General features: G+C 35.9%; 26 protein-coding genes. 21 read left to right on the forward strand and 5 right to left on the reverse strand.

Annotated elements, in window-relative coordinates; translation table 11 throughout:
• The first annotated feature begins 108 nt into the window (after nt 1-108).
• The 4 genes from HMPREF0077_RS03550 (at nt 109) to HMPREF0077_RS03565 (ending at nt 4878) form a co-directional block, all read left to right on the forward strand.
• Nucleotides 109-555 carry a DUF3842 family protein gene (locus HMPREF0077_RS03550; protein ID WP_040349381.1) on the forward strand — a complete coding sequence of 149 codons (447 nt, stop codon included), beginning with the start codon at nt 109-111 and terminating at the stop codon, nt 553-555.
• 157 nt (nt 556-712) lie between these two features.
• Entirely contained in the window at nt 713-1696 is a 984-nt protein-coding gene (sppA, locus tag HMPREF0077_RS03555; RefSeq protein ID WP_004836593.1) for a signal peptide peptidase SppA, read from the forward strand.
• On the forward strand, nt 1689-2174 hold the full coding sequence (locus HMPREF0077_RS03560) for an RDD family protein (RefSeq protein WP_004836594.1): 486 nt from the start codon (nt 1689-1691) through the stop codon (nt 2172-2174). The genes sppA and HMPREF0077_RS03560 overlap by 8 nt, the downstream gene beginning before the upstream one ends.
• A 175-nt stretch (nt 2175-2349) precedes the next feature.
• Complete coding sequence (locus tag HMPREF0077_RS03565) at nt 2350-4878, forward strand: ribonucleoside-diphosphate reductase subunit alpha (RefSeq protein ID WP_004836595.1); 2529 nt, start codon at nt 2350-2352, stop codon at nt 4876-4878.
• Between the two features lie 141 nt (nt 4879-5019).
• On the opposite strand, the gene HMPREF0077_RS03570 is transcribed toward HMPREF0077_RS03565, so the two are convergent.
• Entirely contained in the window at nt 5020-5364 is a 345-nt protein-coding gene (locus HMPREF0077_RS03570; protein ID WP_155811725.1) for a hypothetical protein, read from the reverse strand.
• 95 nt (nt 5365-5459) lie between these two features.
• Between HMPREF0077_RS03570 and HMPREF0077_RS03575 the strand changes: the two genes are divergently transcribed.
• Nucleotides 5460-5786: a phage holin family protein gene (locus tag HMPREF0077_RS03575; protein ID WP_004836597.1), complete on the forward strand. Its 327-nt coding sequence runs from the start codon at nt 5460-5462 to the stop codon at nt 5784-5786.
• Between the two features lie 10 nt (nt 5787-5796).
• Nucleotides 5797-6855, forward strand: coding sequence for a ribonucleotide-diphosphate reductase subunit beta (locus HMPREF0077_RS03580; RefSeq protein WP_004836598.1), 1059 nt, complete (start codon nt 5797-5799; stop codon nt 6853-6855).
• A gap of 39 nt (nt 6856-6894) precedes the next feature.
• On the opposite strand, the gene HMPREF0077_RS03585 is transcribed toward HMPREF0077_RS03580, so the two are convergent.
• Together HMPREF0077_RS03585 and HMPREF0077_RS03590 are read right to left on the reverse strand one after the other, a co-directional pair.
• Entirely contained in the window at nt 6895-8271 is a 1377-nt protein-coding gene (locus HMPREF0077_RS03585; RefSeq protein ID WP_004836599.1) for an alanine/glycine:cation symporter family protein, read from the reverse strand.
• Between the two features lie 135 nt (nt 8272-8406).
• The gene (locus tag HMPREF0077_RS03590) at nt 8407-9492 is read right to left on the reverse strand and encodes a glycosyltransferase family 1 protein (protein ID WP_040349382.1); all 1086 of its coding nucleotides are present in this window, start codon (nt 9490-9492) and stop codon (nt 8407-8409) included.
• A 139-nt stretch (nt 9493-9631) separates the two neighbouring features.
• On the opposite strand from HMPREF0077_RS03590, the gene HMPREF0077_RS03595 reads away from it, so the two are divergent.
• From HMPREF0077_RS03595 to HMPREF0077_RS03615, 5 genes are read left to right on the forward strand one after another with little or no spacing between them, the layout of a single operon-like run.
• A complete protein-coding gene (locus tag HMPREF0077_RS03595) occupies nt 9632-10606 on the forward strand; it encodes a metal ABC transporter solute-binding protein, Zn/Mn family (RefSeq protein ID WP_004836601.1) in 975 nt (324 codons plus the stop codon).
• An 8-nt stretch (nt 10607-10614) separates the two neighbouring features.
• Nucleotides 10615-11322 (forward strand): metal ABC transporter ATP-binding protein, encoded by a 708-nt coding sequence (locus HMPREF0077_RS03600; RefSeq protein WP_004836602.1) that lies wholly within the window; start codon nt 10615-10617, stop codon nt 11320-11322.
• A 1-nt stretch (nt 11323) separates the two neighbouring features.
• Nucleotides 11324-12166 (forward strand): metal ABC transporter permease, encoded by an 843-nt coding sequence (locus HMPREF0077_RS03605; protein WP_004836603.1) that lies wholly within the window; start codon nt 11324-11326, stop codon nt 12164-12166.
• Nucleotides 12167-12175: 9 nt separating this feature from the next.
• Nucleotides 12176-13045, forward strand: coding sequence for a metal ABC transporter permease (locus tag HMPREF0077_RS03610; RefSeq protein WP_081445717.1), 870 nt, complete (start codon nt 12176-12178; stop codon nt 13043-13045).
• Nucleotides 13026-13685, forward strand: coding sequence for a metal-dependent transcriptional regulator (locus HMPREF0077_RS03615; RefSeq protein WP_004836605.1), 660 nt, complete (start codon nt 13026-13028; stop codon nt 13683-13685). Before HMPREF0077_RS03610 ends, HMPREF0077_RS03615 begins: the two co-directional genes overlap by 20 nt.
• A 45-nt stretch (nt 13686-13730) precedes the next feature.
• Here HMPREF0077_RS03615 and HMPREF0077_RS03620 read toward each other — a convergent pair whose 3' ends face one another.
• Nucleotides 13731-14882, reverse strand: a complete 1152-nt coding sequence (locus tag HMPREF0077_RS03620; RefSeq protein ID WP_155811726.1) for a hypothetical protein — start codon at nt 14880-14882, stop codon at nt 13731-13733.
• Nucleotides 14883-14987: 105 nt separating this feature from the next.
• Here HMPREF0077_RS03620 and HMPREF0077_RS03625 point away from each other — a divergent pair, with 105 nt between their 5' ends.
• The 10 genes from HMPREF0077_RS03625 to HMPREF0077_RS03670 all read left to right on the forward strand — a co-directional run bounded on the left by HMPREF0077_RS03625 (nt 14988) and on the right by HMPREF0077_RS03670 (nt 25008).
• Nucleotides 14988-15311: a hypothetical protein gene (locus HMPREF0077_RS03625; RefSeq protein ID WP_004836607.1), complete on the forward strand. Its 324-nt coding sequence runs from the start codon at nt 14988-14990 to the stop codon at nt 15309-15311.
• On the forward strand, nt 15298-17235 hold the full coding sequence (locus tag HMPREF0077_RS03630; protein ID WP_004836608.1) for a V-type ATP synthase subunit I: 1938 nt from the start codon (nt 15298-15300) through the stop codon (nt 17233-17235). The genes HMPREF0077_RS03625 and HMPREF0077_RS03630 overlap by 14 nt, the downstream gene beginning before the upstream one ends.
• A complete protein-coding gene (locus HMPREF0077_RS03635; protein WP_004836609.1) occupies nt 17228-17698 on the forward strand; it encodes a V-type ATP synthase subunit K in 471 nt (156 codons plus the stop codon). Before HMPREF0077_RS03630 ends, HMPREF0077_RS03635 begins: the two co-directional genes overlap by 8 nt.
• A 15-nt stretch (nt 17699-17713) precedes the next feature.
• Nucleotides 17714-18265, forward strand: coding sequence for a V-type ATP synthase subunit E (locus HMPREF0077_RS03640; protein ID WP_004836610.1), 552 nt, complete (start codon nt 17714-17716; stop codon nt 18263-18265).
• A 9-nt stretch (nt 18266-18274) separates the two neighbouring features.
• On the forward strand, nt 18275-19339 hold the full coding sequence (locus HMPREF0077_RS03645; RefSeq protein WP_004836611.1) for a V-type ATP synthase subunit C: 1065 nt from the start codon (nt 18275-18277) through the stop codon (nt 19337-19339).
• Entirely contained in the window at nt 19332-19643 is a 312-nt protein-coding gene (locus HMPREF0077_RS03650) for a V-type ATP synthase subunit F (RefSeq protein ID WP_004836612.1), read from the forward strand. The genes HMPREF0077_RS03645 and HMPREF0077_RS03650 overlap by 8 nt, the downstream gene beginning before the upstream one ends.
• 11 nt (nt 19644-19654) lie before the next feature.
• On the forward strand, nt 19655-21412 hold the full coding sequence (locus HMPREF0077_RS03655) for a V-type ATP synthase subunit A (protein WP_004836613.1): 1758 nt from the start codon (nt 19655-19657) through the stop codon (nt 21410-21412).
• Nucleotides 21412-22779 (forward strand): V-type ATP synthase subunit B, encoded by a 1368-nt coding sequence (locus tag HMPREF0077_RS03660; protein ID WP_004836614.1) that lies wholly within the window; start codon nt 21412-21414, stop codon nt 22777-22779. The genes HMPREF0077_RS03655 and HMPREF0077_RS03660 overlap by 1 nt, the downstream gene beginning before the upstream one ends.
• Before the next feature lie 9 nt (nt 22780-22788).
• Nucleotides 22789-23427, forward strand: a complete 639-nt coding sequence (locus HMPREF0077_RS03665; RefSeq protein WP_004836615.1) for a V-type ATP synthase subunit D — start codon at nt 22789-22791, stop codon at nt 23425-23427.
• 246 nt (nt 23428-23673) lie between these two features.
• The gene (locus tag HMPREF0077_RS03670) at nt 23674-25008 is read left to right on the forward strand and encodes a hemolysin family protein (protein ID WP_004836616.1); all 1335 of its coding nucleotides are present in this window, start codon (nt 23674-23676) and stop codon (nt 25006-25008) included.
• Nucleotides 25009-25167: 159 nt separating this feature from the next.
• Here the strand turns inward: HMPREF0077_RS03670 and HMPREF0077_RS03675 are convergent, their stop codons facing one another.
• The gene (locus HMPREF0077_RS03675) at nt 25168-25641 is read right to left on the reverse strand and encodes a PTS sugar transporter subunit IIB (RefSeq protein WP_004836617.1); all 474 of its coding nucleotides are present in this window, start codon (nt 25639-25641) and stop codon (nt 25168-25170) included.
• Nucleotides 25642-25696: the final 55 nt, after the last annotated feature.

The following is a 25696-nucleotide window of genomic DNA, read 5'->3' on the forward strand; positions in this document are numbered from 1 at the left end:
AGTTTTAGCTAAAAGCCAGCTTCATACTGGCAGTCTTATATTAACACATAAAAAAAACTAGGTCAAGGTGTTGAAATTATGATAAAATATAATGATAAGGAGACATGTATGAAAATTGTAGTGATAGATGGTCAAGGTGGATCAATAGGTGCCAGCCTAATAAGTAAAATTAAAAAGAATAATATAGAAGCTCTTGTCTATGGACTTGGAACAAACTATTTTTCAAGCAAGGCCATGAAAAAAGCAGGGGCGGATGTAATAGCGACCGGAGAAAATGCAATTGTTGTAAATACTAAAGATGCAGACTTTATAATGGGAACAACAGGCATAGTCATAAGCGACTCCCTCCACGGAGAAATCAGCAAAAAAATTTCAAGAGCTATAGGAAAGGCTAAAGCCACAAGGATATTAATCCCCTTTGATTGTTGCAGGACTTATATAGTAACAAAAGAAAAAGCTTCCATAGAAGAGTTACTAGATAGTGCTGTTACAAAACTTGTTTATGAAATGACAAAAGAAAAAGGGCCTTGTGATAGCCCTGATATATGTAAATAGCTCCAAGAGGAGCTATACATAAACATGTATCTAGTGTTAACGATACTTGTAATGCATTAATATTGTACTTAATTTAAAAGAAAAAAGCAATTAATATCTTACTTAACAGATTATAAGCTTTGTGTTAGAATGTTAATAGGAAAACTAAGGAGAATTTATGAAAATTAACGTTAAGAAATTGATAGCCTTGGCTATAACTTTGCTAGTCCTCGTTATGTCGGGCTTTGCCAAAGATAAAGAAAATGAAGCCAAGGAAAGTTTAAGGGGTAAGTACCTAAAAAGCCTTACAGATTTTTCTGATTATACAGAAGAAGTAATCCAAGGTAGCAACCCTAAAGAAAAAATAAAAGTGGTAGATGTCGATGGGGTCATTAAAGCAGATGATGCAAATGACTTTGTAGTAAGTGAACTAAAGGATGCCAAAGATGATCCTTTGGTTAAGGGAGTAATCTTAAATGTAAACTCTCCAGGAGGATCAGTCTATGCCTCAGAGCGTATAGCTAACGCAATCAAGGCCCTAAAGAAGGCTAAAAAACCAGTTTACACTGTAATGGGACAGATGGCAGCAAGCGGTGGATATTATATATCTGCTCCAACTAATAGGATTTATGCTTCAAATGAAACATGGACAGGTTCAATTGGTGTAATCATTCAATCTTATTCCCTCCAAGGTCTTTTTGACAAATACGGAATAAAGGAACAAAATATCACAACTGGCAAGATGAAAGATGCTGGAAGCCAGGGTAGAGATATGAACAAGGAAGAGAAGGAATACTTCCAAGGACTCGTTAATTCTGCCTTTGATAGATTTGTAAAGATAGTTGTAGAAGGCAGGGGACTTTCTGAAAAAGAAGTTAGAAAAATCGCAGATGGTAGGGTCTATGATGGCAGCCAAGCCCTATCCCTAGGTTTAGTTGATAAGATAGGTGATATTGATTCAGCTATTAGCGATATGATTAGTGATAATAAGTTAGGTGATCCTATGGTTATAAGAAATGATAATGTAATGGGCTCGCTTTCTTCTTTATTCTCCAAGGCCAGGGACCTAAGAAAGAGTTATTCAGACCTAGCCGTTCTTGAGAAGCTTATGAAGGAAAATAATATAGGTCCAATGTATTTGTATGGAGCTTACCATGACTGAGCTAAAGGAAGTGAGAGCAATGGATGATTTTAGGGAAAGAGATTATCCTTACTCTTATGCTGGATTCTTTTTAAGACTAGTGGCTTTTTTGATAGACATGATGGTAGTCTATGCTTTGTTTAATATCCTAAAGGTCTTTGTCCCTTTTGATATTAAGGCTTCGGTATTTTCCTTTACTATCGAAGAAATTCTAAAGACCCTTCTAACCCTTGCCTATTTTTCTTTGATGACCTTTTTTACAGGGGGAAGAACCCTAGGCAAGATGCTTTTAGGTCTTAGGGTAATATCTCTTAGCTCGGATAAACTTAGCTTTTCACAAGTAGTCCTAAGAGAAATTTGCGGTAGATATGTCCAAAACAAATTTAAGCTTATTTATATAATTGTAGGAATTAGTCCTAAAAAACAAAGCTTATTTGACATCCTTCTTGATACAACAGTAGTTAAGGAAGATTTGTTTAGACATTTGTACGAAAAATAAAATAAAATTTGATAAAAAAATAAATATAAACAGCAAGAATTTATAAGAATCGCTAGTTCTTGCTGTTTTTTCTTGTTTTAAAAAACCACAAGATATGGTATGATAATAAGCGATTGAGATAAAAAAGCACTATATCTAGTATAGATTTATATATAACTAATAGCAAGGAGAGCTTATGGAGATAATTAAAAGAGATGGAACTAGGGCTAGCTTCGAAAGAGTTAAGATAGAAAAGGCAATAGCCAAAGCCTTTAATTCGGTTGACAGTATTATAAGCAAGGATGATTTGGAAAAAATGTCCAAGAGGATAGAAGAAACTATAAGAGAAAAATATCCAAAAGATCATATAGTGAGTGTCGAAGAAATTCAAGACTTGGTGGAACTTACCCTAATTGACGAAAACTATTATAGGGAAGTTAAATCTTTTATCCTCTATCGTGCCAAACACAATATGGACAGGAAAATTATAGGAGATTTTTCCAAGTATATAAGTGATAAAGAGGTTCTAGCCATTATAACAAGGATTCAAACAGAGTTTGATAATCAAAGATATCCTATAGAATCCCTTCTTTTTAAGTTCGAATCCTTCCTTAAAGCTAATATGACAGAAGAAGACATGCTAAAGGCTATAACTAGGGCTGCAAGCGAGCTTACTAGCAAGGAAGCTCCTGATTGGGAAATTATTGCAGCTAGATTTTTGATGTATCAAATAAATCTTGAGATAGAAAAAAGTGAGGAGAGATACGAACTTTTTGACTTTAAAGCTAAGATAGCTTTTCTTACGGAAAATGGACTCTATGGCAAGTATATCCTAGAAAATTACAGCAAAGATGAGATAGACGAGCTAGAAAGCTATATGGACTTTACTAGGGATGATATTTTCACCTACTCTGGTCTAGACTTGGTCAAAAAGAGATATCTAATTACCAACCATCAAGGAGATTTAATTGAAAAGGTTCAAGAGATGTTTATGGGAATAGCCATGCACCTTGCCATTCCTGAGAAAGATAAGATATCTTTTGCGAAAAGACTCTATGATATCCTATCAACCCTCAAAGCAACCATGGCTACACCAACTATGACTAATGCGAGAAAGCCTTTCAACCAACTATCCTCTTGCTTCATAGATACAGTTCCAGACACCTTAAAGGGAATTTATAGATCCATTACCAACTTTGCAGAAGTTTCTAAGCATGGGGGTGGTATGGGCCTTTATTTTGGAAAAGTAAGGGCTAATGGCTCAGATATTCGTGGCTTTGAGGGAGTTGCAGGTGGAGTCATCCGATGGATAAGACTTGCTAACGACACAGCTGTTGCAGTAGATCAACTTGGAGTAAGACAAGGGGCAGTTGCAGTTTATCTTGATATTTGGCATAAAGATATGCCAGAATTTTTGGGGCTAAGGACAAACAACGGAGATGACAGGATGAAGGCTCATGACGTCTTTCCTGGAGTATGCGTGCCAGATCTATTCTGGAGACTAACCCGTGATGATATAAATGCAGATTGGCACATGTTTGACCCTCATGAAGTCGAGAAAAAATACGGCAAGGCCATAGAAGATACCTATGGAGAAGAATTCGAGGACTTTTACAAAAAACTTGTAGAAGATAAGGATATATCAAGAAGAACTATGTCTGTAAAAGATATGGTAAGACTTTTGATTAAGTCTTGGACTGAAACAGGCACTCCTTTTATCTTTAATAGAGATGCTGTAAATAGATTAAATCCAAACAAGCACATGGGTATGATTTACTCATCAAATCTTTGTACAGAAATTGCCCAAAATATGAGCCCATCAGAGTCAGTTTCAACTGAAATTATAGACGAGAATGGAGATACAATTATAGTAAATAAGACAAGACCTGGAGATTTTGTCGAGTGTAACCTAGCAAGTCTAACCCTAGGAAAAGTCGATGTAAATGACGCCTCAGAGCTTGAAGAAACTGTAAGAACTGTAGTAAGGGCCCTTGATAATGTAATTGACCTAAACTACTATCCAACTCCATATGCTAAGGTAACCAACAAAAAATATAGGGCCATAGGCCTTGGCACAAGCGGTTATCATCATATGCTTGTTAAAAACGACATTAGCTGGCAAAATGAACAAGCTCACGGAGAATTTGTAGATAGGGTTTATGAAGATATAAACTATTATGCTATCAAAGAATCTTTAGAAATCGCTAAGGAAAAAGGAGCCTATTCTTGCTTTGAAGGAAGCGATTGGGAAAGCGGAGCCTACTTCGACCTAAGAGACTATAAGAGCCAAAGATGGGAAGAATTAAGAGGCGAAATTAAGCGACATGGTCTAAGAAATGGTTACCTAATGGCCATAGCCCCAACAGGATCAACTTCGATTATATCTGGTACATCTGCAGGAGTAGACCCAATCATGAGTCGTTACTTCCTAGAAGAAAAAAAGGGTGCAATTGTTCCAAGGGTTGCTCCAGGACTTACCACAAAGACCTTCTGGTTTTACGAAAATGCCCACGACATAGACCAAAATATATCTATGAGAATGGCAGGCATAAGACAAAGACACATCGATCAAGCCCAATCAGTAAATATTTACATCACCACAGAATATTCCATGAGGCAGCTACTAAACATCTATATAAGTGCCTGGGAAAGTGGAGTTAAGTCTATTTATTATGTGAGGGGAAAGAGTCAGGAAGTGGAGGAATGTGATTCCTGTGCAAGTTAGAAAACAAAAAAAGTAGTTAGTAGTATTTCGCAGTTAATGAAATATTGTGAAATTTAAAAATAAATAAGAAAAAGAAAAGACCATTGGAAAGGGCCCAAAGCTAGGCTAAAACTAACTTTGTGCCTATTCCACAGAGGTCTTTTATTTTTCTTTAAGGGCAGATAGGCCATCTAAGATGAAATTTATTACAAAATATCCAAGCCCCAAGTAAATCCTATTGAATTTATATTTATCATTTATAAAGCTAAAGGATTTTATACCGAGTTTTTCTTGGATGATAGATAAAATAAGGATTAGGAAAATCGAAATAAGAAGGGCTATAATCATATTTATCTTAGACTTCTTAGAAAGATGAACCAATCCTCTTTCCCTAAAGATAGCAAATGTAAATAAAAGCATAAAAAATACTAGCAGGCCCCTAGGGATTTCTATAAAAAAACCAACTATTAAAGCCAATAAATACAATATTCCACTTATAAAAATCATGCCGACTCCTTTTTGTTTTATTATATCAAAAACTTTCAATCTTGCCCTTATTTTTTATTCTAATATAATAATATCAAAAGAAAAAAGGAGATTTTATGGTTCTATTTGTAGCAAATGCCCTAGCCTTATGGCTTATGAGCAATTTTATTTCACATATTTCATTTGATAAACCATCTGCCCTAGTTCTAACGGCAGTGGTATTAACTATATTACAGAAAATTGTCACACCTGTTCTAAAGTTTTTATCATTTCCTATAAGTTTCTTAACTTTGGGCTTGTTTAACCTAGTGATAAATGCTTTTGTCTTGTATCTGGCATTCAAATTTGTAGACGGTGCTAATATTGATAGCCACCTAGGAAGTCTTGTTGTAGCAAGTGTTATCCTTTCAATAATAGTATCTAGCGTACAATATATTTTATAAGGAGTAAAAAATGGAAGAAAGTAAAAAAAGAGAAGTCGCTAAACGTGGTATCTTCAATGAGGATGGAGATATAGACCTTGGCAAGAGAAAAATCATCCAAGGAAATACTACCAACTTAAATGATTTCAACAACTTAAAATATACATGGACAAGTGATTGGTATAGGCAAGCAATGAATAATTTCTGGATACCGGAGGAGATTAACCTAAACCAAGATATCAAGGATTATAGAAAGCTTGACCAATACGAGAAAAAGGCTTACGACAGGATTCTTTCCTTCCTAACCTATCTTGATTCAATCCAAACAGCCAACCTACCAAACCTACAAACCTACATCACAGCAAACGAGATTAATCTTTGCCTATCAATTCAAACCTACCAAGAATCAATCCATTCTCAATCTTATTCCTATATCTTAGATACAATTTGTTCGCCTGAAGAAAGAACAAGGATCCTTTACCTATGGAAGGAAGATGAACACCTCCTAAAGAGAAATGAATTTATAGGAGAGCAATACAATGAATTTTTGGAAAATGATGATGAATTTAGATTCATGAAAGTCCTTGTGGCCAACTATATTCTAGAAGGAATCTATTTCTATTCAGGCTTCTCCTTCTTCTACAATCTAGGGAGAAACGGCAAAATGCCAGGAACTGTCCAAGAGATAAGATACATCAACAGGGACGAAAACACCCACCTTTGGCTCTTTAGGTCTCTGATAAACGACCTTAAAAAAGAAAGAGAAGACCTCTTTGTACCAGAGCTTCAAAATTATTATAGGAATATGCTAAAAGAGGGTGTAGAACAAGAAATAGCCTGGGGTAAATACGCCATAGGCAATGAAATAGCAGGTCTTAACGAAAAGATGATAGAAGATTATATAAAATATTTAGGCAATCTTAGGGCCAAGGGCCTAGGTCTTGAAGCTCTCTATGAAGGATTCGATGAAATTCCAGAATCTATGAAATGGGTTGACGAATACTCAGATCCAAACGGAGTAAAAACTGACTTCTTCGAAGCCAAGGTAACAGCCTACTCTAAATCATCAATCATAGAAGACGACCTATAAAATAAAGCCGACTTAAGCTAAGCTTAAGTCGGCGATTTTTTATTTTAAGCAAGCCTCATATTCTTTGCTGGACTTTCTTATCCTTTCTGGATCTTGAAAGAAGTCCTTTATAAGCTTAACAAGTATAGGGCTTAGGCCTATAAGAGCTATCAGGTTTGGTAGGGCCATTAGACCATTTAAGATATTCGCTATAGTCCAAACAAGACCTAGGTCTATGTTTGCACCCAAGAATACAAAAATAACATAAACTATCCTATAAGGGATAATTATTTTTCTGCCAAAGATAAAATCAAGGCTGACTTCTCCATAATAAGCCCAACCGAGTATGGTTGATAAGGCAAAGAGGCTAAGACCTATGGTTACTATAATAGGGCCAAAGCTTGAACCACTGGCGAAGGCTTCTGATACAAGAGTACTTGCATCGACATTAGTCTTTGTGTTAGCCCCTGTTGTAAGAATAACTAGGGCTGTCATTGAACAAATTATAATTGTATCGACAAAAACCTCTGCGATTCCCCAGATACCTTGGCGGATGGGGTGATCTGTTTTAGCCGAAGCGTGGGCTATAGGTGATGAGCCAAGGCCTGCCTCGTTGGTAAAGACTCCACGAGCAATTCCCGCACTTATTACTTGTCTTATAGAAAGGCCCACCAGTCCACCACCAAGAGAGCTTGGTCTAAAGGCTCCAACAAAAATAGAAGAAATTGCTGGAAGGATATGAGTCCTATTAATAAAAAGAATACTCAAGCAACCAACTATGTAGAGGATGGACATAAAAGGGACTAACTTTTCTGTAACCTTGCTTATAGAATTTATGCCTCCTACAACTACTACAGCACAGATTATGCTTAAAACAATACCAGTTATTAAGGGATTTATATTGAGGTTTTGCTTTAGGACTCCTGCTATGGCGTTGGATTGGGTAGAATTTCCTATACCAAATACAGCAAGACCTGCAAAAATTGCGAAGGACTTGGCGAGCTTCTCATTTCCAAGACCATTTTTGATATAATACATAGGCCCACCCACAAAACGGTCTCCTTTTTTTTCTCTGAAGGCAACAGCAAGACTTACTTCAGCAAACTTAGTTGCCATACCGAAAATCGCAGCAAGCCACATCCAAAAAATTGCTCCAGGACCTCCTATGAGGATTGCTAGAGAAACACCTACTATGTTTCCAGTTCCGACAGTACCAGCAAGGGCAGTCGCGAGAGCTTGGAAGGATGAAATATCACCTTTTTTGTGGAAAGGATCTTTCTCGAAAACTCTTCCTAGGGTATTTTTTAAGGAATAGGAGAGTTTTCTAAATTGTATAGCTCTGGTTTTTATAGTTATGTACATACCACATCCCAAGATGCCTACTATCAGCGGTAGACCCCAGAGGAATGCTTCAAATGCCTTCAAATAATCTATCATAATTTCCTCCAAATATGTTTATTTATTATTTTATTCCTATAATTATAAATTACAATGCGGAAATAAAGTTTTTTTATGATAAAGAAAAAGAGAATATATAAATTATTTCAAAATAATCCATATATTCTCAGTAAACTACAGATGTAAATAAAAATTAGAAAGCCAATTTGCAGTTTCTTTTATATCAAAGCCTGCTTCTTTGATTTCTTTTCTGGTATCCTTTCTTTCATAAGCTCCAGTAGCTAGGATAGCTCTAAGCCATGGACCTGTCCCCTCATCAATTGGAATAAATTCAACAAGGTCGGTTATCTTTGAATTTTTATCAATTGTATCAGCTAGAAGGCACTTAAGGCCTGCTGCCTGAGCTTCTATTGTTGATACTGCAAGACCTTCATAAAGAGAAGGGAGGATGAAGATATCTATGGCCTGCAAGAGTTCGTTTACATAGCCAATAGAACCCAAAAATCTTACATTTTCCTCTATGCCCAAATCCTTTACCTTTTTTTCTATATCAGCCTTTAACTCTCCAAGACCTGCCATTACTAGGAGGTAGGAATTATCTTCTTTAAGTAAGTCATTGAAAATATCTATGAGAAAGCTGTGGTTTTTCTGCTTATTAAATCTAGCTATGTGGCCTAAGACTTTTTTATCCCCGAAATTTAGCTTTTTTCTTATTTTCTCTCTAACTTCTGGATTGAAAGCAAATTTTTCAAGCTCGATACCATTGTTTAGGACTTTAAAATCAGAGCCTGGGCCAAACATCCACTCACCAGCATCCTTTGAGCAAGCAAATCTGTAGCTTGCCTTATTATCGACATTTTTGTTTAGCATATCCATAATTTTGCCCTTAAAACCTGGTATATTTTGTGTGTTGTGGCTGTGGGCAAGGCCAATACGCTTATTTTTCTTACAAGCATCCATCACAAGGGCTACTATGGATTCCTTATGGCAGTGGACTATCCTATATTCGGGATGACTTTTAAGCAAATCGTCCCAAGCTTTCTTGTAAGCAAAGTGGTTTGTCCCCTTGTAGTTGGGAATCCTAAAAATTTTTCCGCCAAGCTTTCTTACTTCTTCTTCGTAGGCACCTTCCTCCTTGTGATGGACTACGAAGTCAAACTGGATTTTCTCTCTGTCTATATTTCTGTAAATGTTCATAACTAGAGTCTCAGCGCCTCCACGATTGAGAGTGCCAAAGACGTGCAAGATTCTAATGCTCATTATTACCTCCATTTCTATTAATTATATCATAAAGAAGTTTCTTAGCTAGAGGCAATATATTAGGTTAACCTAAAAAAATAATTTGACGAGCAAAATCGATGTGATATAATAAACTTATAAAACTTTAGGAGGATAAGAAATGAAAAAAATTTTCATGCTTCTTGCTCTATCACTAGCCCTCGTTTCTTGTAAGGGAGCTAGCAGTCCTGATACGAACAAAGAAGCTAATGATACAAAAAAAGAAGTTACACAAACAGCTAAGGATGATTCAAAAAAGACTGTTACAGTTACTACATCCTTCATAGCTGATATGGTTAATGAACTTGTTGGCGATAAGGTCAATGTAGAGATGATTATTCCAGCAGGAGAAGATCCACATCTTTATGTTGCAAAGCCAGAAGATTTGACCAAACTTAAAGAGGCCGACCTTGTTTTGTACCACGGACTTCATTTTGAAGGCAAGATGGTTGAAGCACTCGAGGCAGTAGGTTATCCAATCACTCAAAATTTTGATGAATCAAAAATCGGCAAGATGGATGAGGGTGGTACAGAGGTTATCGACCCACACTTTTGGTTTGATATTTCCCTTTATAAGCAAGCTTTCTCAAATACATCAGCCAAGCTTCAAGAGCTTCTAAAGGATGATCCAGAAACTGTAGCTAAGATTAAGGAAAATGAGAAAGCCTACCTAGCTAAATTAGATGATCTTGATTCTTATATCAAAAAGAGAATTGCAGAAATTAATCCTGAATCAAGATACCTAATAACTCCTCATGATGCCTTTAATTATTTCTCAAGAGCTTATGGGATGCAAGTAATGGCTCCACAGGGAGTAAGTACCGATTCTGAAGTTTCTAATAAGGACCTTGAGGATACAGCTAAATTTATAGCTGAAAAGAAAATAAAGGCTATTTTTGCCGAGTCAACAACAAATCCAGAGAGAATGGAAAAGTTAAGAGAAGTTGTAAAGGCAAATGGTTTTGATGTAAAGGTTGTAAGTGGAGATGGTCAAGAACTATTTTCTGACTCCCTCGCTAAGAAGGGCGAGCTTTGCGATAATTACATTGATATGTATAAGCACAATGTTGATTTGATGGTAGAAAACCTAAAGTAGGAGTAGATATGGCCTATGCAATTGATATAAAGAATCTTGACCTATCCTATGGAGAAAATAAGGTCTTGGAAGATATTAATTTACAAATAAAAGCGAATACTAAGACAGCCATAGTTGGAGCCAATGGTGCAGGTAAATCTACCCTCATAAAGGCAGTAATAGGCTTTGCAAAAAAGGATAAGGGAGAGATTAAAGTTTTAGGAAAAGATATCGAACTAGCTAAGACTGATATTGCATATGTTCCACAAAAAGATTCAGTTAATTGGAATTTCCCAATAAGTGTTATGGACGTGGTTTTAATGGGAAGGTACAAAAAGGGCAAGCTCTTTAAAAAATATAGCAATGAAGACAAAGAGCTTGCTATCAAAGCCCTTGAGCAAATCGGCATGCTTGATTTCAAAGATAGGCAAATAGCTTATTTATCTGGAGGTCAAAAGCAGAGGGTCTTTCTTGCCAGAGCACTCGCTCAAGACGCTGAGCTTTATATATTAGATGAGCCTCTTACAGGTGTCGATATCAAGACAGAAGATATAATCGCTAGTGAATTTGATAGATTGAAAGAAAATGGAAAGACTATCGTATGTGTTCACCACAATATTTATTCACTAACAAAATATTTTGACGATATAGTCGTTCTAAATAGAAATGTTAAGTTCCATGGTCCTATCCATACCGACAGCGTATGTAGATATATTGAACAAGGCTTTAGGGGATAGTATGGATGTTTTGATGTCTTATTCTTTCAGAGTTGTACTGATGGGAACGAGCCTGCTCGCCATCGTTGCAGCCCTTGTTGGAAGCATAAATGTTTATAAAAATCAATCCCTCATAGGCGATGCTATGGGCCATTCTAGTTTTTTTGGAATAGTCCTAGCCTTCATTTTAATAAAAGAGAGGAATCCACTCTTTCTCTTGTTTGGAGCTATGTTTGCGGCAGGAATTTGCTTTTATTTGGTGAATTTCGCCAACAAAAATTCAAAAATTGGTGCAGATGCTAATATGGCAATAAGCCTTTCAGGTTTGTTCGGTCTTGGTCTTGTCTTGAAATCATACATTCAAGCTAACCCTTCTTATCAAAAGACTAGCCAAGCCGGTCTAAACAATTATATTTTTGGGCAAGCTGCCTATCTGATGGAAGCTGATGTGAAAGTCATCTTTATAGCCTTGTTGATTTGCCTTTGTATATTTCTTCTTTTCTTTGAAGATTTTAAGGCTTATATCTTTGATAAGAACTTCTCTATGATGATTGGAGTAAATACCAAGCTTCTAGATTATTTGATACTCTTTATGACAATTCTAGTAATTGGTGTGGGTATTAAGGCTGTTGGAGTAATACTTATTTCATCATTTTTGATAATACCAACTGTAAGTGCAAGCAAGTTTGCTAGAAGCTATGAAGGACTCTTAGCTATCTCTTCTATATTTGCCTTGCTTGCTGCCTTCGTTGGAACCTTTATATCGACAGCTTACAAGGGATTCTCTACAGGGCCATCAATAATAATTGCTGCAAGTCTTATAGGCTTTGTATCATTCGTATATGCTATTAGGAAAGGAAAATAAGGAGGGCTAATGTTTGAAACACTATTAATATTAATCACTACAGCTTTATCCTGTTCTCTCTTAGGGGTATTTCTAATTCTAAGGAAGCTTTCTATGCTTACTGATGCCATAAGCCATACTGTACTTTTGGGAATAGTTCTAGGATTTTTTATCACCCATGATTTAAGTTCTCCTTTTCTAATCATAGGTGCAAGCCTTATGGGGATATTTACTGTTTTTATGATTGAAACCATAGGCAAGAAAAAACTATCTAAATATGATGACGCCATAGGCATGGTTTTTCCCTTCCTATTCTCATTGGCAGTCATACTCATAAGTAGGTATTTTAGAAATGTTCACCTTGATACAGATGTAGTACTCTTAGGAGAACTCTTGTTTTCGTCAATAGTAAAGATAAATATACTTGGCTTTCCAATAGCTAAGAGCCTAGTTGAAGCTATATCCATCTTATTTTTGGTAATACTATTTATAGGTCTTTTCTATAAAGGCCTAAAAATATCGACCTTTGATCCGGATTTTGCCAAGCTAGTAGGCATACCTACTGGGCTAATATTTTATATGCTGATGGCCCTTACCTCCCTAACAGCGGTAATCTCCTTTAATAGTTTGGGGGCAATACTTGTTATTTCTTGCTTCATAGGACCTGCAGCTTGCGCTTTGCTTTTAAGTGATTCTCTCCTTAAAGCTCTCTTCTTATCAGCGCTAATATCAATCATTAGTCCAAGCCTTGCCTTCTTTTTGGCTATGAGGCTTAATGTATCCATATCAGGAATGGTATCCTTCTTCAATCTCCTTTTATATTTTGTCCTTCTACTAATCAAGAAGTATATTAATCTAAGCAAAGTAAAGAGGATGAATTATGGAAAAGCCACTAATTAACCCCCAGAGGGAAGAATATCTAGTAACAATTTTCAAATTGATGCGAGATAAGAAAAAAATAACAAACAAACAAATAAGCGAGAGCTTAAATCTATCGCCCCCTTCAGTAACAGAAATGCTAAAAAAACTCAAGGAGGATGGCTTAATCGAAGATGGCAGAAGCAATGCTTTGACCGACCAAGGAATGAAGATTGCTAAACTCATAATCTCCAAGCATAGGCTTTGGGAGTATTTCCTCCAAGAAAAGCTAAAATACAATTGGACAGATATTCATGAAATAGCAAACAATCTTCAGTCAGTTACAACAGATGACCTCTTAAATAAGCTAAATGCATATTTGGGTTATCCTGATTGCTGTCCTCACGGCTCTAGCATATATATAAATAACGAAGAAAAAAACGAGATGCTAATAAAATTAAAGGATGCCACAGTCGGCGATAGCTATATAATAAGAAGAATAGCCGACGATAGGAAACTTTTGAAATATTGTGAATCAATGGGCATAAATATTAGCAAAAAAATTCTAATAGAAGGCTTCGATGACTTTGACAACACAGTTCTTGTAAAAATCGAAGATAAAAATATAAGAATATCACCCCTAGCAAGCAGTGATATATTCCTCAAAAAATTAGATGATTAATAAAGGGAAAGCCTAGTGAAAACTTAATTCATTAGGCTTTTCCTTTTATTTTTCTATAGAATTGATAATAGATGTCGACATAATATTGGTTTGATTATTATCATTAATAGGGCCTAGGACAAAAAGACTTAGATAGCCCTTATCTGTATCTATTACGATTTTATCGCCTTTTAGGCTATAAGAAGGCATATACAACCTTGCCTTGCCCTTCATAAAGGAAACCTTGTTAATCCTACCAAAACTTGCAAGGTCACTTGTTACGATGTTGGCTGGATAAATTATAGAACCTGAGTTAATATCATAGGCATCTTCAAGTTTGATTTCATCCTTATTGTCATATTTCATGATAATCTCTGAAATTACATTTCCGTTTTTCTTGGAGATGAAGGCTTTGATTCCGTTTTTGTCTTGGCTTAGCTTAAAATCTTCAGGTATCCTTATTTTCAAATCATCCAAATCTATTTTCTTACTAGCAAAGACGTTGATATCTTTCGTATAGTCCGTAAAGTCTTTGCCGATTTCTAGGGGATCGTCCGCTTCTTTGTACATAGCGATTAGTAAATCGCTCATAATATCCTTGGACTTATCACTAAGCTTTTTGTTCTCGTTGATTGCAAAATGGATTATTCCATTTGGACTATCAACCAAAAGATGGGTAATCCTTCTATCTTTTTTATCAGTAACAAAGTAGGCAGAGTCTATATTAGTCATTTTATTTCTAATTGGCTTACAAAGTCTAGTTTCTTCATAGTTTATGGTTTTAGAAAAAATTTCGGCTGCCCTTAATATATCCTTGCTTTTTAAGATTTCATCATTTTTTATTTTATCAAAACTTATAAAAATATTGTAAGATTCGCTATAAGGAAAATCTATGTAATATTTATTTCCGTCTGTAAAAATCTTTGACCTTTTCGGTAATCTTATATAGATATTAGAAAATAAAATTTCCTTGTCATAGTCTAGATTAGCTAGTTCATCTTTAGAATAGGCCTTGTCTTGATCTGTTTTTATATCTGAAGGAAGGCTGAAGGAGTTCGATCTAGTATAAAGACTATCATCTTCTTTTACACCATCAATCTGACAGAAGGGATAATTTGTATTTGTTTTTTCTTCTTGGCTAGGAGAATTTTTTTGCTGATTCCCCTTACATCCTAACAAAAAAATAGCTAAAAAAAGTAGGCTAATTTTCTTAATCATAATTTTTTCCTCAAAATGTTGTTTAAAAATCATCTTTGTTGGTTAATTATATCATATATAGGTATTTTATGATATAATTTTAATAAGGCAAATAGGGGGTGAAAGATGGCTGACGATATTTTATTGAAAGTTAAGGAAGCTGAAGATAAGGCAACCGAAACTGTCGATAATGCGAAAATTAAAGCTCGTGATATTATAGAGCAAGCTAAGGCTAAGGCCGAAGAAGAATACAAGGGTATTATTGCGAGTGCCAAAAGTAAAGCTAAGAAGATTCTTGAGGATGCAGAAGATACTGCAAAAAAAGAAAAAGAGCCTATTCTCAAAGAAGCAGAAGCTAAGAGGGAAGAAATCAAGAATCAAAACAGGGATACAATTGATAGTATCGTAGAAAGTTTGGGGGAAAGGATTATAGAAAATGGCAATAGTTAAAATGAATAAGTTTAACTTGCTAGCTTTTAAATCTGAAAGGGATGACCTACTAAATATTCTCCAAGGTTTTAATTATGTTCACTTTAACGACCTAGAAAGGGATGAGGATAAGACTTATCTTTCCGAGGTTAGAAATACAGAAAAATTGCAAAAACTCGACTCAGATATAAACAAAGTTGACTATGTAATCTCTGTAATCGACTCCTATATGAAAGATAGAAATCTTCCCCTTGATACAAGTTTTAGTGAGATGAGCTTAGAAGATGTCAAATCCAGGGGCAAAAACTTCGATTTCAACTTAATCTATGCAAATATGAGAACATTAATTGAAAAAAGAGAAAAAGCCCTAGGTCATAAAAATGAATTGACAAACAAGCTTAATGGCCTTAAACCATGGCAGGATATAGATGTAGACATCAACGAACTTTATAATTCTAAGAGGGTCTTTGTGGAAAGTGGATCTATTTCAGATCAATTCTATGACGAGCTAAAGAAAGCTATAGTCGAGAAAAACCTGGAAAAATCCTTAGTCTACAAGATTTCTGAGGCTGATAAAACAAGCTATATAGTAGCCATATCTAGCAATGAAGAAAAAGAAGACCTAATAGAACTTCTAAGAGAGTTCGGATTTAGCAGGGTTAAAATTAATTCAAGTACAAGGATTGTAGATGAAATTGACGATTTGTCTACTAAACTTGAAGAAAACACAAAAATCATAGATAATCTCGAAAAAGAAATCTTAGATTTTAAGAAATACTTAAAGGACCTATATATCTATAAGGCTTATGTCTTAAACCGTAGAAGAAAAGAAGAATCAAGTGAATATTTCCTTGAAACTGGGCTTATGAATGTCATTGAAGGCTACATTCCAGTTAAAGATACTGAAAGATTTAAAAAAGACATCAAAAGTGTCTTGGGTGATACCTACATACTTGATATCAAAGAAGCTGACAAAGATGACAGCCTGGTACCAATTATACTGAAGAATAACAAGCTGGTAGACCCATATGAGGAAGTAGTCAAAACATATTCCTTACCAAAATACAATGAACTAGACCCAAGCGGGCTTGTAGCGATATTTTATACAATCTTTACAGGCTTCATGATAGGGGATTTAGGATATGGAGCTCTTGCAACTATTGCAATCTTACTTGCTCTTAAACTAAAGAAATTCCCAGAATCCACAGAAAAGAACCTAAGACTATTCCTAAGAATATCAATTTCTGCCTGTGTATTTGGGGCTATTTTCGGTTCAGTCTTTGGTGGAATAATACAAGTGCCATTTGGCTTAATAGATACAGCAAAAGATATAAACGAGCTTATAGTCATGAGTTTGGTAATCGGTGCAATCTCACTTGCCGTTGCCCTAGGAGTTAAGGGCTACATGTATCTAAGAGATGGTAAGCCAATGGATGCTCTCTACGATGTAGGCTTTATGTATATGGCAGTTGGTGGAGCTGTGGGCCTTGCCCTTACAAAAGCACCTCTTGCTAAGTGGATTATGATTATTGGTATGGTGGGCATCTTCTTGTTTGCAGGAAGAGCTGTCAAATCAATAGGTGGAAGAATCGGTTCAGGAGCTTATGAAGTTTATGGTCTAACAAGTTGGATAGGAGATTTTGTATCCTTCCTAAGACTTATGGCCCTAGTTCTCTCAGGAAGTTTCGTAGCCTATTCTGTAAACTTAATTGTAAAATTGGTTGCAGGAGCTGGTCTTGGTGGACTTGTAGCAGGAATCATAATTTTTGTAATATTCCAATTATTTAATATGTTCCTATCCTACCTATCAGCTTATGTTCATGGTCTAAGATTGATATATGTAGAGATGTTTAATAAATTTTATGAAGGTGGCGGAGTTAAGTTCCGTGAAATGATAGAAGATACAAAATTTGTCAAAGTATTAAGAGGAGGAGACAATGAGTAATTTTTTAGTTGAAAATGGTGGTTTGATATTTGCAGTTCTAGGAGCAGCACTTGCTACATTCTTATCAGGAATGGGTTCTGCAAGAGGAACAGGTATGACAGGTGAGGCAACAGCTGCCCTAACAGTAGAAGAACCAGAAAAGTTTGGTAAAGCACTTATCTTGCAACTTCTTCCAGGTACTCAAGGTCTATATGGATTCGTAATCGGATTTTTCATCTACCAACAAATCATAGCTGGAAATGTAGACACAGCTAGGGGCCTATATTTATTAATGGCAGCACTTCCAGTAGGAATAGTTGGTTATTTCTCAGCAATAGCTCAAGGTAGAGTAGCTGTAGCTGGTGTAAATATCCTAGCAAAAAAAGAAGATGAGTTTATCAAGGGTGTAATTTACGCTGTAATGGTTGAGTTATACGCTATCCTTGGATTCGTTATATCCCTATTACTAGTACTAAACGTTTAATATTAGGATAAGATTATGAATAATCTTGATTTAATATTACAAAGCATAAAAGATAAGGCTAACAAAGAAGAAAATCAAATATTAGAAGCTGCCAAAGCAGAAGCTAAGACAATCCTAGAAGATATGAACAAGAAGGCTAAAGCTGAAGCAGAAAAAATCACAGCTGATGCAAAAAAAGAGGCAGAACTAATTCTTTCCAATGAGAAAGTTTCAGCTAAAAGACAAGCAAGAGATATTATAATCTCTGGCAAAAATGAAGTTATAGACGATGTCATAAAAAGACTTGAATATCATCTTAAAAAAATGGACGCAAACTCCTATAAGAAATATGTCCTAAACACAATCAAAAACTCACAAATCAAGAGGGGAGAAGTTCTTCTAGAAGAGAGCTTTAAGGATATCTTTACTTATAAGGAGATGGAAAACTTTACAATCATTGATGAAAGTGTTGACGAAGGCTTCATAGTTAGGGATGGCAAAGTCGAATATGATAATAGATTTTCTTCCTTAATCAAATACAAAATCGACGATATTAAAAAGCAAATATCAGATTCTTTATTTAAGTGAGGTGATTAGATGAATAAAGATGACTATATAAGCGCATCTATTTCAACAAGAATGTATGAAAAAAACCTCCTTACTAGGACAGATTTTGAAAGACTCAATGATTATGATTCTGTAAGAGAAGTCCTAAATCAGCTAAATGATACAATTTATAGAGAATCAATCAATAATCTAGACAGGGCAGAAGAATACGAAAGAATCCTAAAAAATGAATTAAAAAGGGTCTACGATCTTATAAGAGATATTGCTCCAGATAAGGAGATTATCAATTATATGTTAGAAAAATATATCTTCCACAACTTGAAAGTTCTAGTAAAAGAACTTATTCAAGATAAGGACTATTCAAGCTTATACTTGGATATGGGAGATGTTGATCTAGCTTATATCAAGAAAAATCTAATCAAAGAAGATAGGAAGAATGATTTTTTTGATAAGATTTCTAGCTTAAAACCATCAGAAGGTTTAGATATTTCCAAAAACACTGATGATTTATATCTAGACTATGCCCAAAAGGCGCTTTCAGCTTTCAATGAGAGCAATAATCCACAAGATATCGATATTAGCCTTGATAAGTCCTACTATGAAAAACTCTTGTTGGACGCAAGGGCATTAGAACTTGATAGCCTAGTAGACTTCACAAGAGAGAGTATTGACTTGATTAATCTAAAGAGCCTACTTAGGGTTAAAAGCCAAAATGAAGGGATGGATACTCTAGAAAAGGCCCTAGTAGAAGGTGGATTCATAGAAGGGGAAAAGTTTAAAGAATACTTCTCCTATGACCTTAATAAGCTTATAGGAAGCCTTAATAATACTAAAATTGGAAACTATGTAAAAGAAGCATTAAAAGATGATAAGGCACTTGATGATAATATTCTTTCCCTAGAAAAGGCAATAGATGCTCATAGCACAGATTATACTAGGGATGCTAAGATGATAACTTTTGGGCCAGAAGTCTTGATGAATTATGTAATTTCCAAGGAAACAGAGATTAAAAACTTGAGGATTCTCCTTGTATCTAAACTTAATAATCTTGATAAGGAATTTACTTTAGAAAAGTTGAGGAAGTCTTATGTATAAAGTAGCGGTAATAGGAGATAAGGACTCAATCCTTGCTTTCAAGGCTTTGGGTGTTGAAGTATATACAGCGATAGATGGATCTGATGCTGAAAAAAATATAAAAGAATTGGCTAAGGAAAACTTCGGGGTAATTTTCATTACAGAAGATTTAGCCAAAGAGATTCCATCTACAATTGATAAATATAGACAAGAAATGACTCCAGCTATTATCCTAATCCCATCCAACAAGGGATCTATGGGGATTGGCCTTTCTGACATTAACAAGTCAGTCGAAAAGGCAGTTGGAGCAAACATTCTAGATTAAAGGAGCTTAATTTGAACAAAGGTAAAATTACAAAGGTATCTGGACCATTGATAGAGGCAGAGGGCCTATCCGATGCTAATATTTACGATGTGGTCGAGGTATCAAAAGATAAGCTCATCGGCGAAATAATTGAGATGAGAGGTGATGTTGCCAGTATCCAAGTTTACGAAGAAACAACAGGAATTGGCCCTGGTGATGAAGTAATTTCTACAGGACATCCCCTATCAGTAGAACTTGGACCAGGCATGCTTGAAAGAATGTATGATGGTATCCAAAGACCACTTGAAAAACTTCAAGATCTTGCGGGAGAATTTCTAAAAAGAGGTGTAACTAGCAAGGCTCTTGATCGTGACAAAAAATGGGACTTTAAAGCAACAGCTAAGGTTTCTGATAAGGTAAAAGCTGGAGATATCATAGGTGAGGTAGAAGAAACATCAGTTATAACTCACAAGATAATGGTTCCTTATGGTATAGAAGGCGAAATCAAGGATATACTTTCAGGTGAATTTACAGTCGATGATACAATAGCTATAGTAGAAACAAAAGATGGCGACAGAGAAGTAACAATGATGCAAAAATGGCCAGTAAGAAAGCCTCGTCCTGTTACAAGAAAACTTGATCCTAATGAGCCACTTATTACAGGTCAAAGAGTAATAGACACCTTCTTCCCAGTTGCAAAGGGTGGTACTGCTGCAATTCCTGGACCATTTGGTTCTGGAAAAACTGTAGTTCAACACCAAATAGCTAAGTTTGCTGACGCTGACATAGTAATCTACGTTGGTTGTGGTGAGCGTGGAAATGAGATGACAGATGTACTTAACGAATTTCCTGAACTTATAGATCCAAAAACTGGCGAATCAATAATGAAACGTACAGTTCTTATTGCAAACACATCAAATATGCCAGTAGCTGCCCGTGAGGCTTCTATCTATACTGGAGTAACTCTTGCAGAATACTTTAGAGATATGGGCTACAATGTAGCTATGATGGCGGATTCTACATCAAGATGGGCAGAAGCCCTTCGTGAGATGAGTGGTCGTCTTGAAGAGATGCCAGGAGATGAAGGATTCCCAGCATATCTTGCAAGTAGAATTGCAGACTTCTACGAAAGAGCTGGTAAGGTTGAAGTACTTGGATCTAGGGATGATATAGGTTCACTTTCTGTAATTGGAGCTGTAAGCCCTCCAGGAGGAGACTTATCAGAACCTGTTACCCAAGCGACACTTCGTATAGTTAAGGTCTTCTGGGGACTAGATTACGACCTATCCTACCAAAGACACTTCCCAGCTATAAACTGGCTATCCTCATATTCTCTCTACCAAGAGAAGATGGATAAGTATATAGACGGAGAAGTTGATGAGGACTTTTCGAAAAATAGAAAGAGATCAATGAGTCTTTTGCAACAAGAATCAGGTCTTCAAGAAGTAGTAAGGCTTGTAGGTCGTGACGCCCTATCTGATGATGACAAGTTAAAACTTGATGTTACTAAGTCAATCAGAGAGGACTACCTCCAACAAAATGCCTTCCACGATGTAGACACCTACTGCTCACTTAACAAGCAAGATAGGATGCTCGATACTATTTTATACAACTACGATAAGTCTTTAGAAGCCCTAGCAGCTGGAGTAGATCTTGATAAAATTGAGAAACTTCCAGTTCGTGAAAGAATTACAAGACTAAAACTAATTTCCGAAGATGACCTAGGAAGCATCAAAGAAATTAAAGATGAAATTGATAAGCAAATAGATGAGCTTATAAGGGAGGCATAATGTTAAAAGAATATAAAACAGTTTCTGAAGTAGTTGGCCCTCTTATGCTCGTTGAAGGAGTAGAGGGTGTAAGCTTTGATGAGCTTGTAGATATCGAAATGCAAACAGGCGAGCGTCGTCGTGGCCGTGTAATAGAAATAGAAAAAGATCGTGCCATGGTTCAACTTTTCGAAGGCTCTACTGGTATTAACCTTAAATCTACTTCTGTAAGATTTTTAGGTAGACCTCTTGAGCTTGGCGTATCGGAAGATATGATAGGCCGTGCTTTCAATGGTCTAGGAGAGCCAATAGATGATGGCCCTGCAATAATACCTGAAGAAAAAAGAGATGTAAATGGTACAGCTATCAACCCTGTATCAAGAGATTACCCATCAGAGTTTATTCAAACAGGAATTTCCACCATAGATGGTCTTAATACCCTAGTTCGTGGACAAAAGCTTCCAATATTTTCTGGAAACGGACTTCCACACAACCAAGTAGCAGCACAAATTGCAAGACAAGCTAGAGTTTTATCAGATGATGAAGGCTTTGCGGTAGTCTTTGCTGCCATCGGTATTACCTTCGAAGAAGCACAATTCTTCATGAATGACTTTAGAAAAACTGGAGCCTTGGATAGGTCAGTTCTTTTCATGAACCTTGCTGATGACCCAGCTATAGAGCGTCTATCAACACCAAAGATGGCCCTTACAGCTGCAGAATACCTTGCCTTCGAAAAGGATATGCAAGTATTAGTAATCATGACAGATATGACTAACTACGCAGAAGCCCTTCGTGAAGTATCTGCTGCCCGTAAGGAAGTGCCAGGTCGTCGTGGTTATCCAGGTTATCTTTATACAGACCTTTCAACAATTTACGAAAGAGCTGGAAAACTTCGTGGCAAACCAGGAACAATTACACAAATTCCAATCCTATCCATGCCAGAAGATGATATAACTCACCCAATCCCAGACCTAACAGGATATATTACAGAAGGCCAAATCATCCTTAATAGAGAGCTTTATAACCAAGGAGTTGAGCCACCTGTATCAATCCTTCCATCCCTATCAAGACTTAAAGATAAGGGTATAGGTAAGGGAAAAACTAGGGAAGATCACGCAGATACAATGAATCAAATCTATGCAGCCTACGCATCAGGTGTTGATGCAAGAGAGCTTCAAAAGATTTTGGGTGATTCTGCCCTATCAGAAGCTGACCTTGCCTTTGCAAAGTTTGCCAAAGAGTTTGAAGAAAGATACATCAACCAAGGTTACTACACCAACAGAACTATCGAAGATACCCTAAATTTGGGTTGGGAACTTCTAAAGATTATACCAAAATCAGAGCTTAAGAGAATAGATGATAAGCTAATTGAAAAATATTTAGATTAGGAGCGTGCTATGGCAAGATTAAAAGTAACGCCAACGAGGATGAATCTAAATGCATTAAAAGACAGGCTTGCAACTAGCAAACGTGGCTACAAGCTACTAAAAGACAAGCAAGATGAATTAATGAGACAGTTCTTAGAGCTTATTAGAAAAAACAAAAAATTAAGAGAAGAAGTGGAAAAAGAATTAGAGGATTCTTTTTCTGACTTCCTCATAGCAAGTGCCTTTATGAGCCCAGAATTTATGGAGGAGGCAGTAAGCTTTCCTACCCAAAAACTTGGCGTTGATATAAGTATCAAAAATGTCATGAGCGTAAGAATTCCTAAGATGGAATTTAAGCTAGAAGAAAACGAAAATGCCAGTATGTTTCCTTATGGTTATGCAGAAACATCTGCAGGCCTTGATAAGGCTATAAAGGGTCTAAAAGAAGTAATGGAAAGACTCCTAGAGCTTGCTGAGCTAGAAAAAACTACCCAGCTTATGGCAGATGAGATAGAAAGCACAAGAAGAAGAGTTAATGCCCTAGAATATAGGACTATTCCAGACCTAGAAGAAACAATTAAATATATAAGGGCAAAACTAGAAGAAAACGAAAGGGCTACAATATCTAGACTTATGAAGGTTAAAGATATAATAGCTGAAGAAAAATAAGAAGGCCGCTAGGTCTTCTTTTTCTATAAAGAAGATAGGCCTAAAGACTTTAAAAAGCAAAAACCTATCTGCATCAATAAGCTTTACTAGAAAAATAGAGTAAGCTTTGGATTAAGCTCTTATTTAATGGCCAAGGGAAAGTTTCTTCTCACTTAAAAAGGGTGGCTTTTTTCTCAATGTTTTTGACAATACAAGCTTTATGTATATAGTCAATATTAGATACATAAAGAATGGAGATAAGATATAATGGAAACTGGACCCTACCATAGCTTAATTACAACATTTACTATAATTTTATTTTTCTTAATAAATGGATTTTTTACTGCAATTCATACAGGGCTAATTACCCTAAATACATCAAAACTCGAAGAAGATAGCGAAAATGGAGATGATAAATCCCAAGCTATCCTAAAGATTTTATCAGACCAAGATAGGCTAAACCAATCATTCGATATTGTAAATATAATTTTTTCTCTCTTAACAATAGCTTATTTTGCTAAAAGATTAAGGGAAGTAAGCTCAGATGGCTATTTATTAGCGGGAAATTTGCCTATTAGATGGGTAACTATAATATCCATTGTAGTTTATACTATATTGAAGGTCATCTTTGTGGACAAAATCCCCCAAAGGATTGGTGTAAGATTTCCCATGGAGATTACTAGTAAGACGGTAGCTCTTATTAGGCTTACTATATTTTTGACAAGGCCCATGGTCGGACTTACCACATCGGTTACCAATCTTTTTATGAAGATTTTTGGTATAGAGGCACAAAACATCCAAAAACAAGTTACAGGTGAGCAAATAAAATCAATTGTCCAAATTGGAGAAGACCAGGGAATCCTTAGGCCTATGGAATCAAAGATGATTCATTCGATTATGACCTTTGATGACCTTCTAGCAGAGGAGATAATGACTGCAAGAACTGACGTCTTTATGATTGATATAAATGATAAGGATAAGGAATTTCTAGAAGAGTTTACCAAGATTAAACACGCAAGGATACCTGTCTATGAAGATGAACTGGACAATATCCTAGGTATTGTCTATACCAAAGATTACCTCCTAGAAGCTACAAAAACAGGACTAAGGGGAGTAGACATCAAGAAAATTCTTAGACCTGCCTACTTTGCACCAGACAAGATAGAAACTGATAAACTTTTCTCTGATATGCAAAAAAAACACATCCATATGGCTGTGCTTATAGATGAATATGGAGGATTTTCTGGAGTAGTAACTATGGAAGACCTAATAGAAGAAATCGTGGGAGATATTGACGATAGCTTCGATAACGACATACCAGTAATAAAGGAAAATGGCAGGGACGTATTTGTCGTTAAGGGCTCCATATCTATTAAGGACTTAAATGAAAAGACAAATATAGCCATAGATGAAGAAAATGAAAACTACGACTCCCTCGGTGGATTTATCATAGATAGGCTTGGCTATATACCAGATGAAAATTCTAATGTAACCATAGAATACAATGGATACGAAATAAAAATACTCTACATTGAAGACAATAGAATAAAGGCTGTTAGACTCAGAAAACTTAAAAATAAAGAAAAAGAAAAGGACCAGTAGACATTGGCCAGAACCCCAAAATCCAGAATACAGATTTTGGGGTTTTTTAAACTTTCCAGAGGACTTTTTAATGAAGCTTGTGGCTATCTAAATTTCTAAAGAGCCCTTTTTCTTCTAAATTCCAATTAAAAAGCCCCGACTATAGTCGGGGAAAAGGTCCTAGAATAGGATATTTTCGTCAGCTGCTTGATCAGAATGAATTGTCCTAATATCTAGGCTTACATTTTTATCCTTTAATTTTTTGAAAAATTCTCTATCTTCCTTGCTTACATAGACATTTTCGTTGATTTCGTCTTTGCCAGGAAGTTGTCTCATATTTCCGACATTTACACTTGTAATATCAAGACCAGCTTCTACTAACTTATAAGCATCTTCTGGGCTTTCAACAAGAATGAGTACCTTGTTATCTTCAAATTTGCTTTCGATTTCTGCTATGGTTCTATCGATAGACCAAAAAATAGCTTCAGCAAAAAGTGGTGTTGCAATATTCATGAGTTTTTGGGCTTGTCTATCATCTACTGTCTTGTCATTAGCTACAAGTATAAGATCAGCTCCCTCAGATTTAACCCATTCTCTACCAACTTGGCCATGAAGTAGCCTATCATCAATTCTAGTAAAAACAATCTCTGCCATAAAATCTCCTTATGAATAATATTTTTTATTGTTTCTCTATTTTATAGACTTATTA

The sequence above is a fragment of the Anaerococcus tetradius ATCC 35098 genome (assembly GCF_000159095.1).
GTDB lineage: Bacteria > Bacillota > Clostridia > Tissierellales > Peptoniphilaceae > Anaerococcus > Anaerococcus tetradius.

Excerpts from the sequence above, each read along its gene's own strand:
- HMPREF0077_RS03550 (WP_040349381.1), top strand. The coding sequence starts at position 109 with ATGAAAATTGTAGTGATAGATGGTCAAGGTGGATCAATAGGTGCCAGC.
- sppA (WP_004836593.1), top strand. The coding sequence starts at position 713 with ATGAAAATTAACGTTAAGAAATTGATAGCCTTGGCTATAACTTTGCTA.
- HMPREF0077_RS03560 (WP_004836594.1), top strand. The coding sequence starts at position 1,689 with ATGACTGAGCTAAAGGAAGTGAGAGCAATGGATGATTTTAGGGAAAGA.
- HMPREF0077_RS03565 (WP_004836595.1), top strand. The coding sequence starts at position 2,350 with ATGGAGATAATTAAAAGAGATGGAACTAGGGCTAGCTTCGAAAGAGTT.
- HMPREF0077_RS03570 (WP_155811725.1), bottom strand. The coding sequence starts at position 5,364 with ATGATTTTTATAAGTGGAATATTGTATTTATTGGCTTTAATAGTTGGT.
- HMPREF0077_RS03575 (WP_004836597.1), top strand. The coding sequence starts at position 5,460 with ATGGTTCTATTTGTAGCAAATGCCCTAGCCTTATGGCTTATGAGCAAT.
- HMPREF0077_RS03580 (WP_004836598.1), top strand. The coding sequence starts at position 5,797 with ATGGAAGAAAGTAAAAAAAGAGAAGTCGCTAAACGTGGTATCTTCAAT.
- HMPREF0077_RS03585 (WP_004836599.1), bottom strand. The coding sequence starts at position 8,271 with ATGATAGATTATTTGAAGGCATTTGAAGCATTCCTCTGGGGTCTACCG.
- HMPREF0077_RS03590 (WP_040349382.1), bottom strand. The coding sequence starts at position 9,492 with ATGAGCATTAGAATCTTGCACGTCTTTGGCACTCTCAATCGTGGAGGC.
- HMPREF0077_RS03595 (WP_004836601.1), top strand. The coding sequence starts at position 9,632 with ATGAAAAAAATTTTCATGCTTCTTGCTCTATCACTAGCCCTCGTTTCT.
- HMPREF0077_RS03600 (WP_004836602.1), top strand. The coding sequence starts at position 10,615 with ATGGCCTATGCAATTGATATAAAGAATCTTGACCTATCCTATGGAGAA.
- HMPREF0077_RS03605 (WP_004836603.1), top strand. The coding sequence starts at position 11,324 with ATGGATGTTTTGATGTCTTATTCTTTCAGAGTTGTACTGATGGGAACG.
- HMPREF0077_RS03610 (WP_081445717.1), top strand. The coding sequence starts at position 12,176 with ATGTTTGAAACACTATTAATATTAATCACTACAGCTTTATCCTGTTCT.
- HMPREF0077_RS03615 (WP_004836605.1), top strand. The coding sequence starts at position 13,026 with ATGGAAAAGCCACTAATTAACCCCCAGAGGGAAGAATATCTAGTAACA.
- HMPREF0077_RS03620 (WP_155811726.1), bottom strand. The coding sequence starts at position 14,882 with ATGATTAAGAAAATTAGCCTACTTTTTTTAGCTATTTTTTTGTTAGGA.
- HMPREF0077_RS03625 (WP_004836607.1), top strand. The coding sequence starts at position 14,988 with ATGGCTGACGATATTTTATTGAAAGTTAAGGAAGCTGAAGATAAGGCA.
- HMPREF0077_RS03630 (WP_004836608.1), top strand. The coding sequence starts at position 15,298 with ATGGCAATAGTTAAAATGAATAAGTTTAACTTGCTAGCTTTTAAATCT.
- HMPREF0077_RS03635 (WP_004836609.1), top strand. The coding sequence starts at position 17,228 with ATGAGTAATTTTTTAGTTGAAAATGGTGGTTTGATATTTGCAGTTCTA.
- HMPREF0077_RS03640 (WP_004836610.1), top strand. The coding sequence starts at position 17,714 with ATGAATAATCTTGATTTAATATTACAAAGCATAAAAGATAAGGCTAAC.
- HMPREF0077_RS03645 (WP_004836611.1), top strand. The coding sequence starts at position 18,275 with ATGAATAAAGATGACTATATAAGCGCATCTATTTCAACAAGAATGTAT.
- HMPREF0077_RS03650 (WP_004836612.1), top strand. The coding sequence starts at position 19,332 with ATGTATAAAGTAGCGGTAATAGGAGATAAGGACTCAATCCTTGCTTTC.
- HMPREF0077_RS03660 (WP_004836614.1), top strand. The coding sequence starts at position 21,412 with ATGTTAAAAGAATATAAAACAGTTTCTGAAGTAGTTGGCCCTCTTATG.
- HMPREF0077_RS03665 (WP_004836615.1), top strand. The coding sequence starts at position 22,789 with ATGGCAAGATTAAAAGTAACGCCAACGAGGATGAATCTAAATGCATTA.
- HMPREF0077_RS03670 (WP_004836616.1), top strand. The coding sequence starts at position 23,674 with ATGGAAACTGGACCCTACCATAGCTTAATTACAACATTTACTATAATT.
- HMPREF0077_RS03675 (WP_004836617.1), bottom strand. The coding sequence starts at position 25,641 with ATGGCAGAGATTGTTTTTACTAGAATTGATGATAGGCTACTTCATGGC.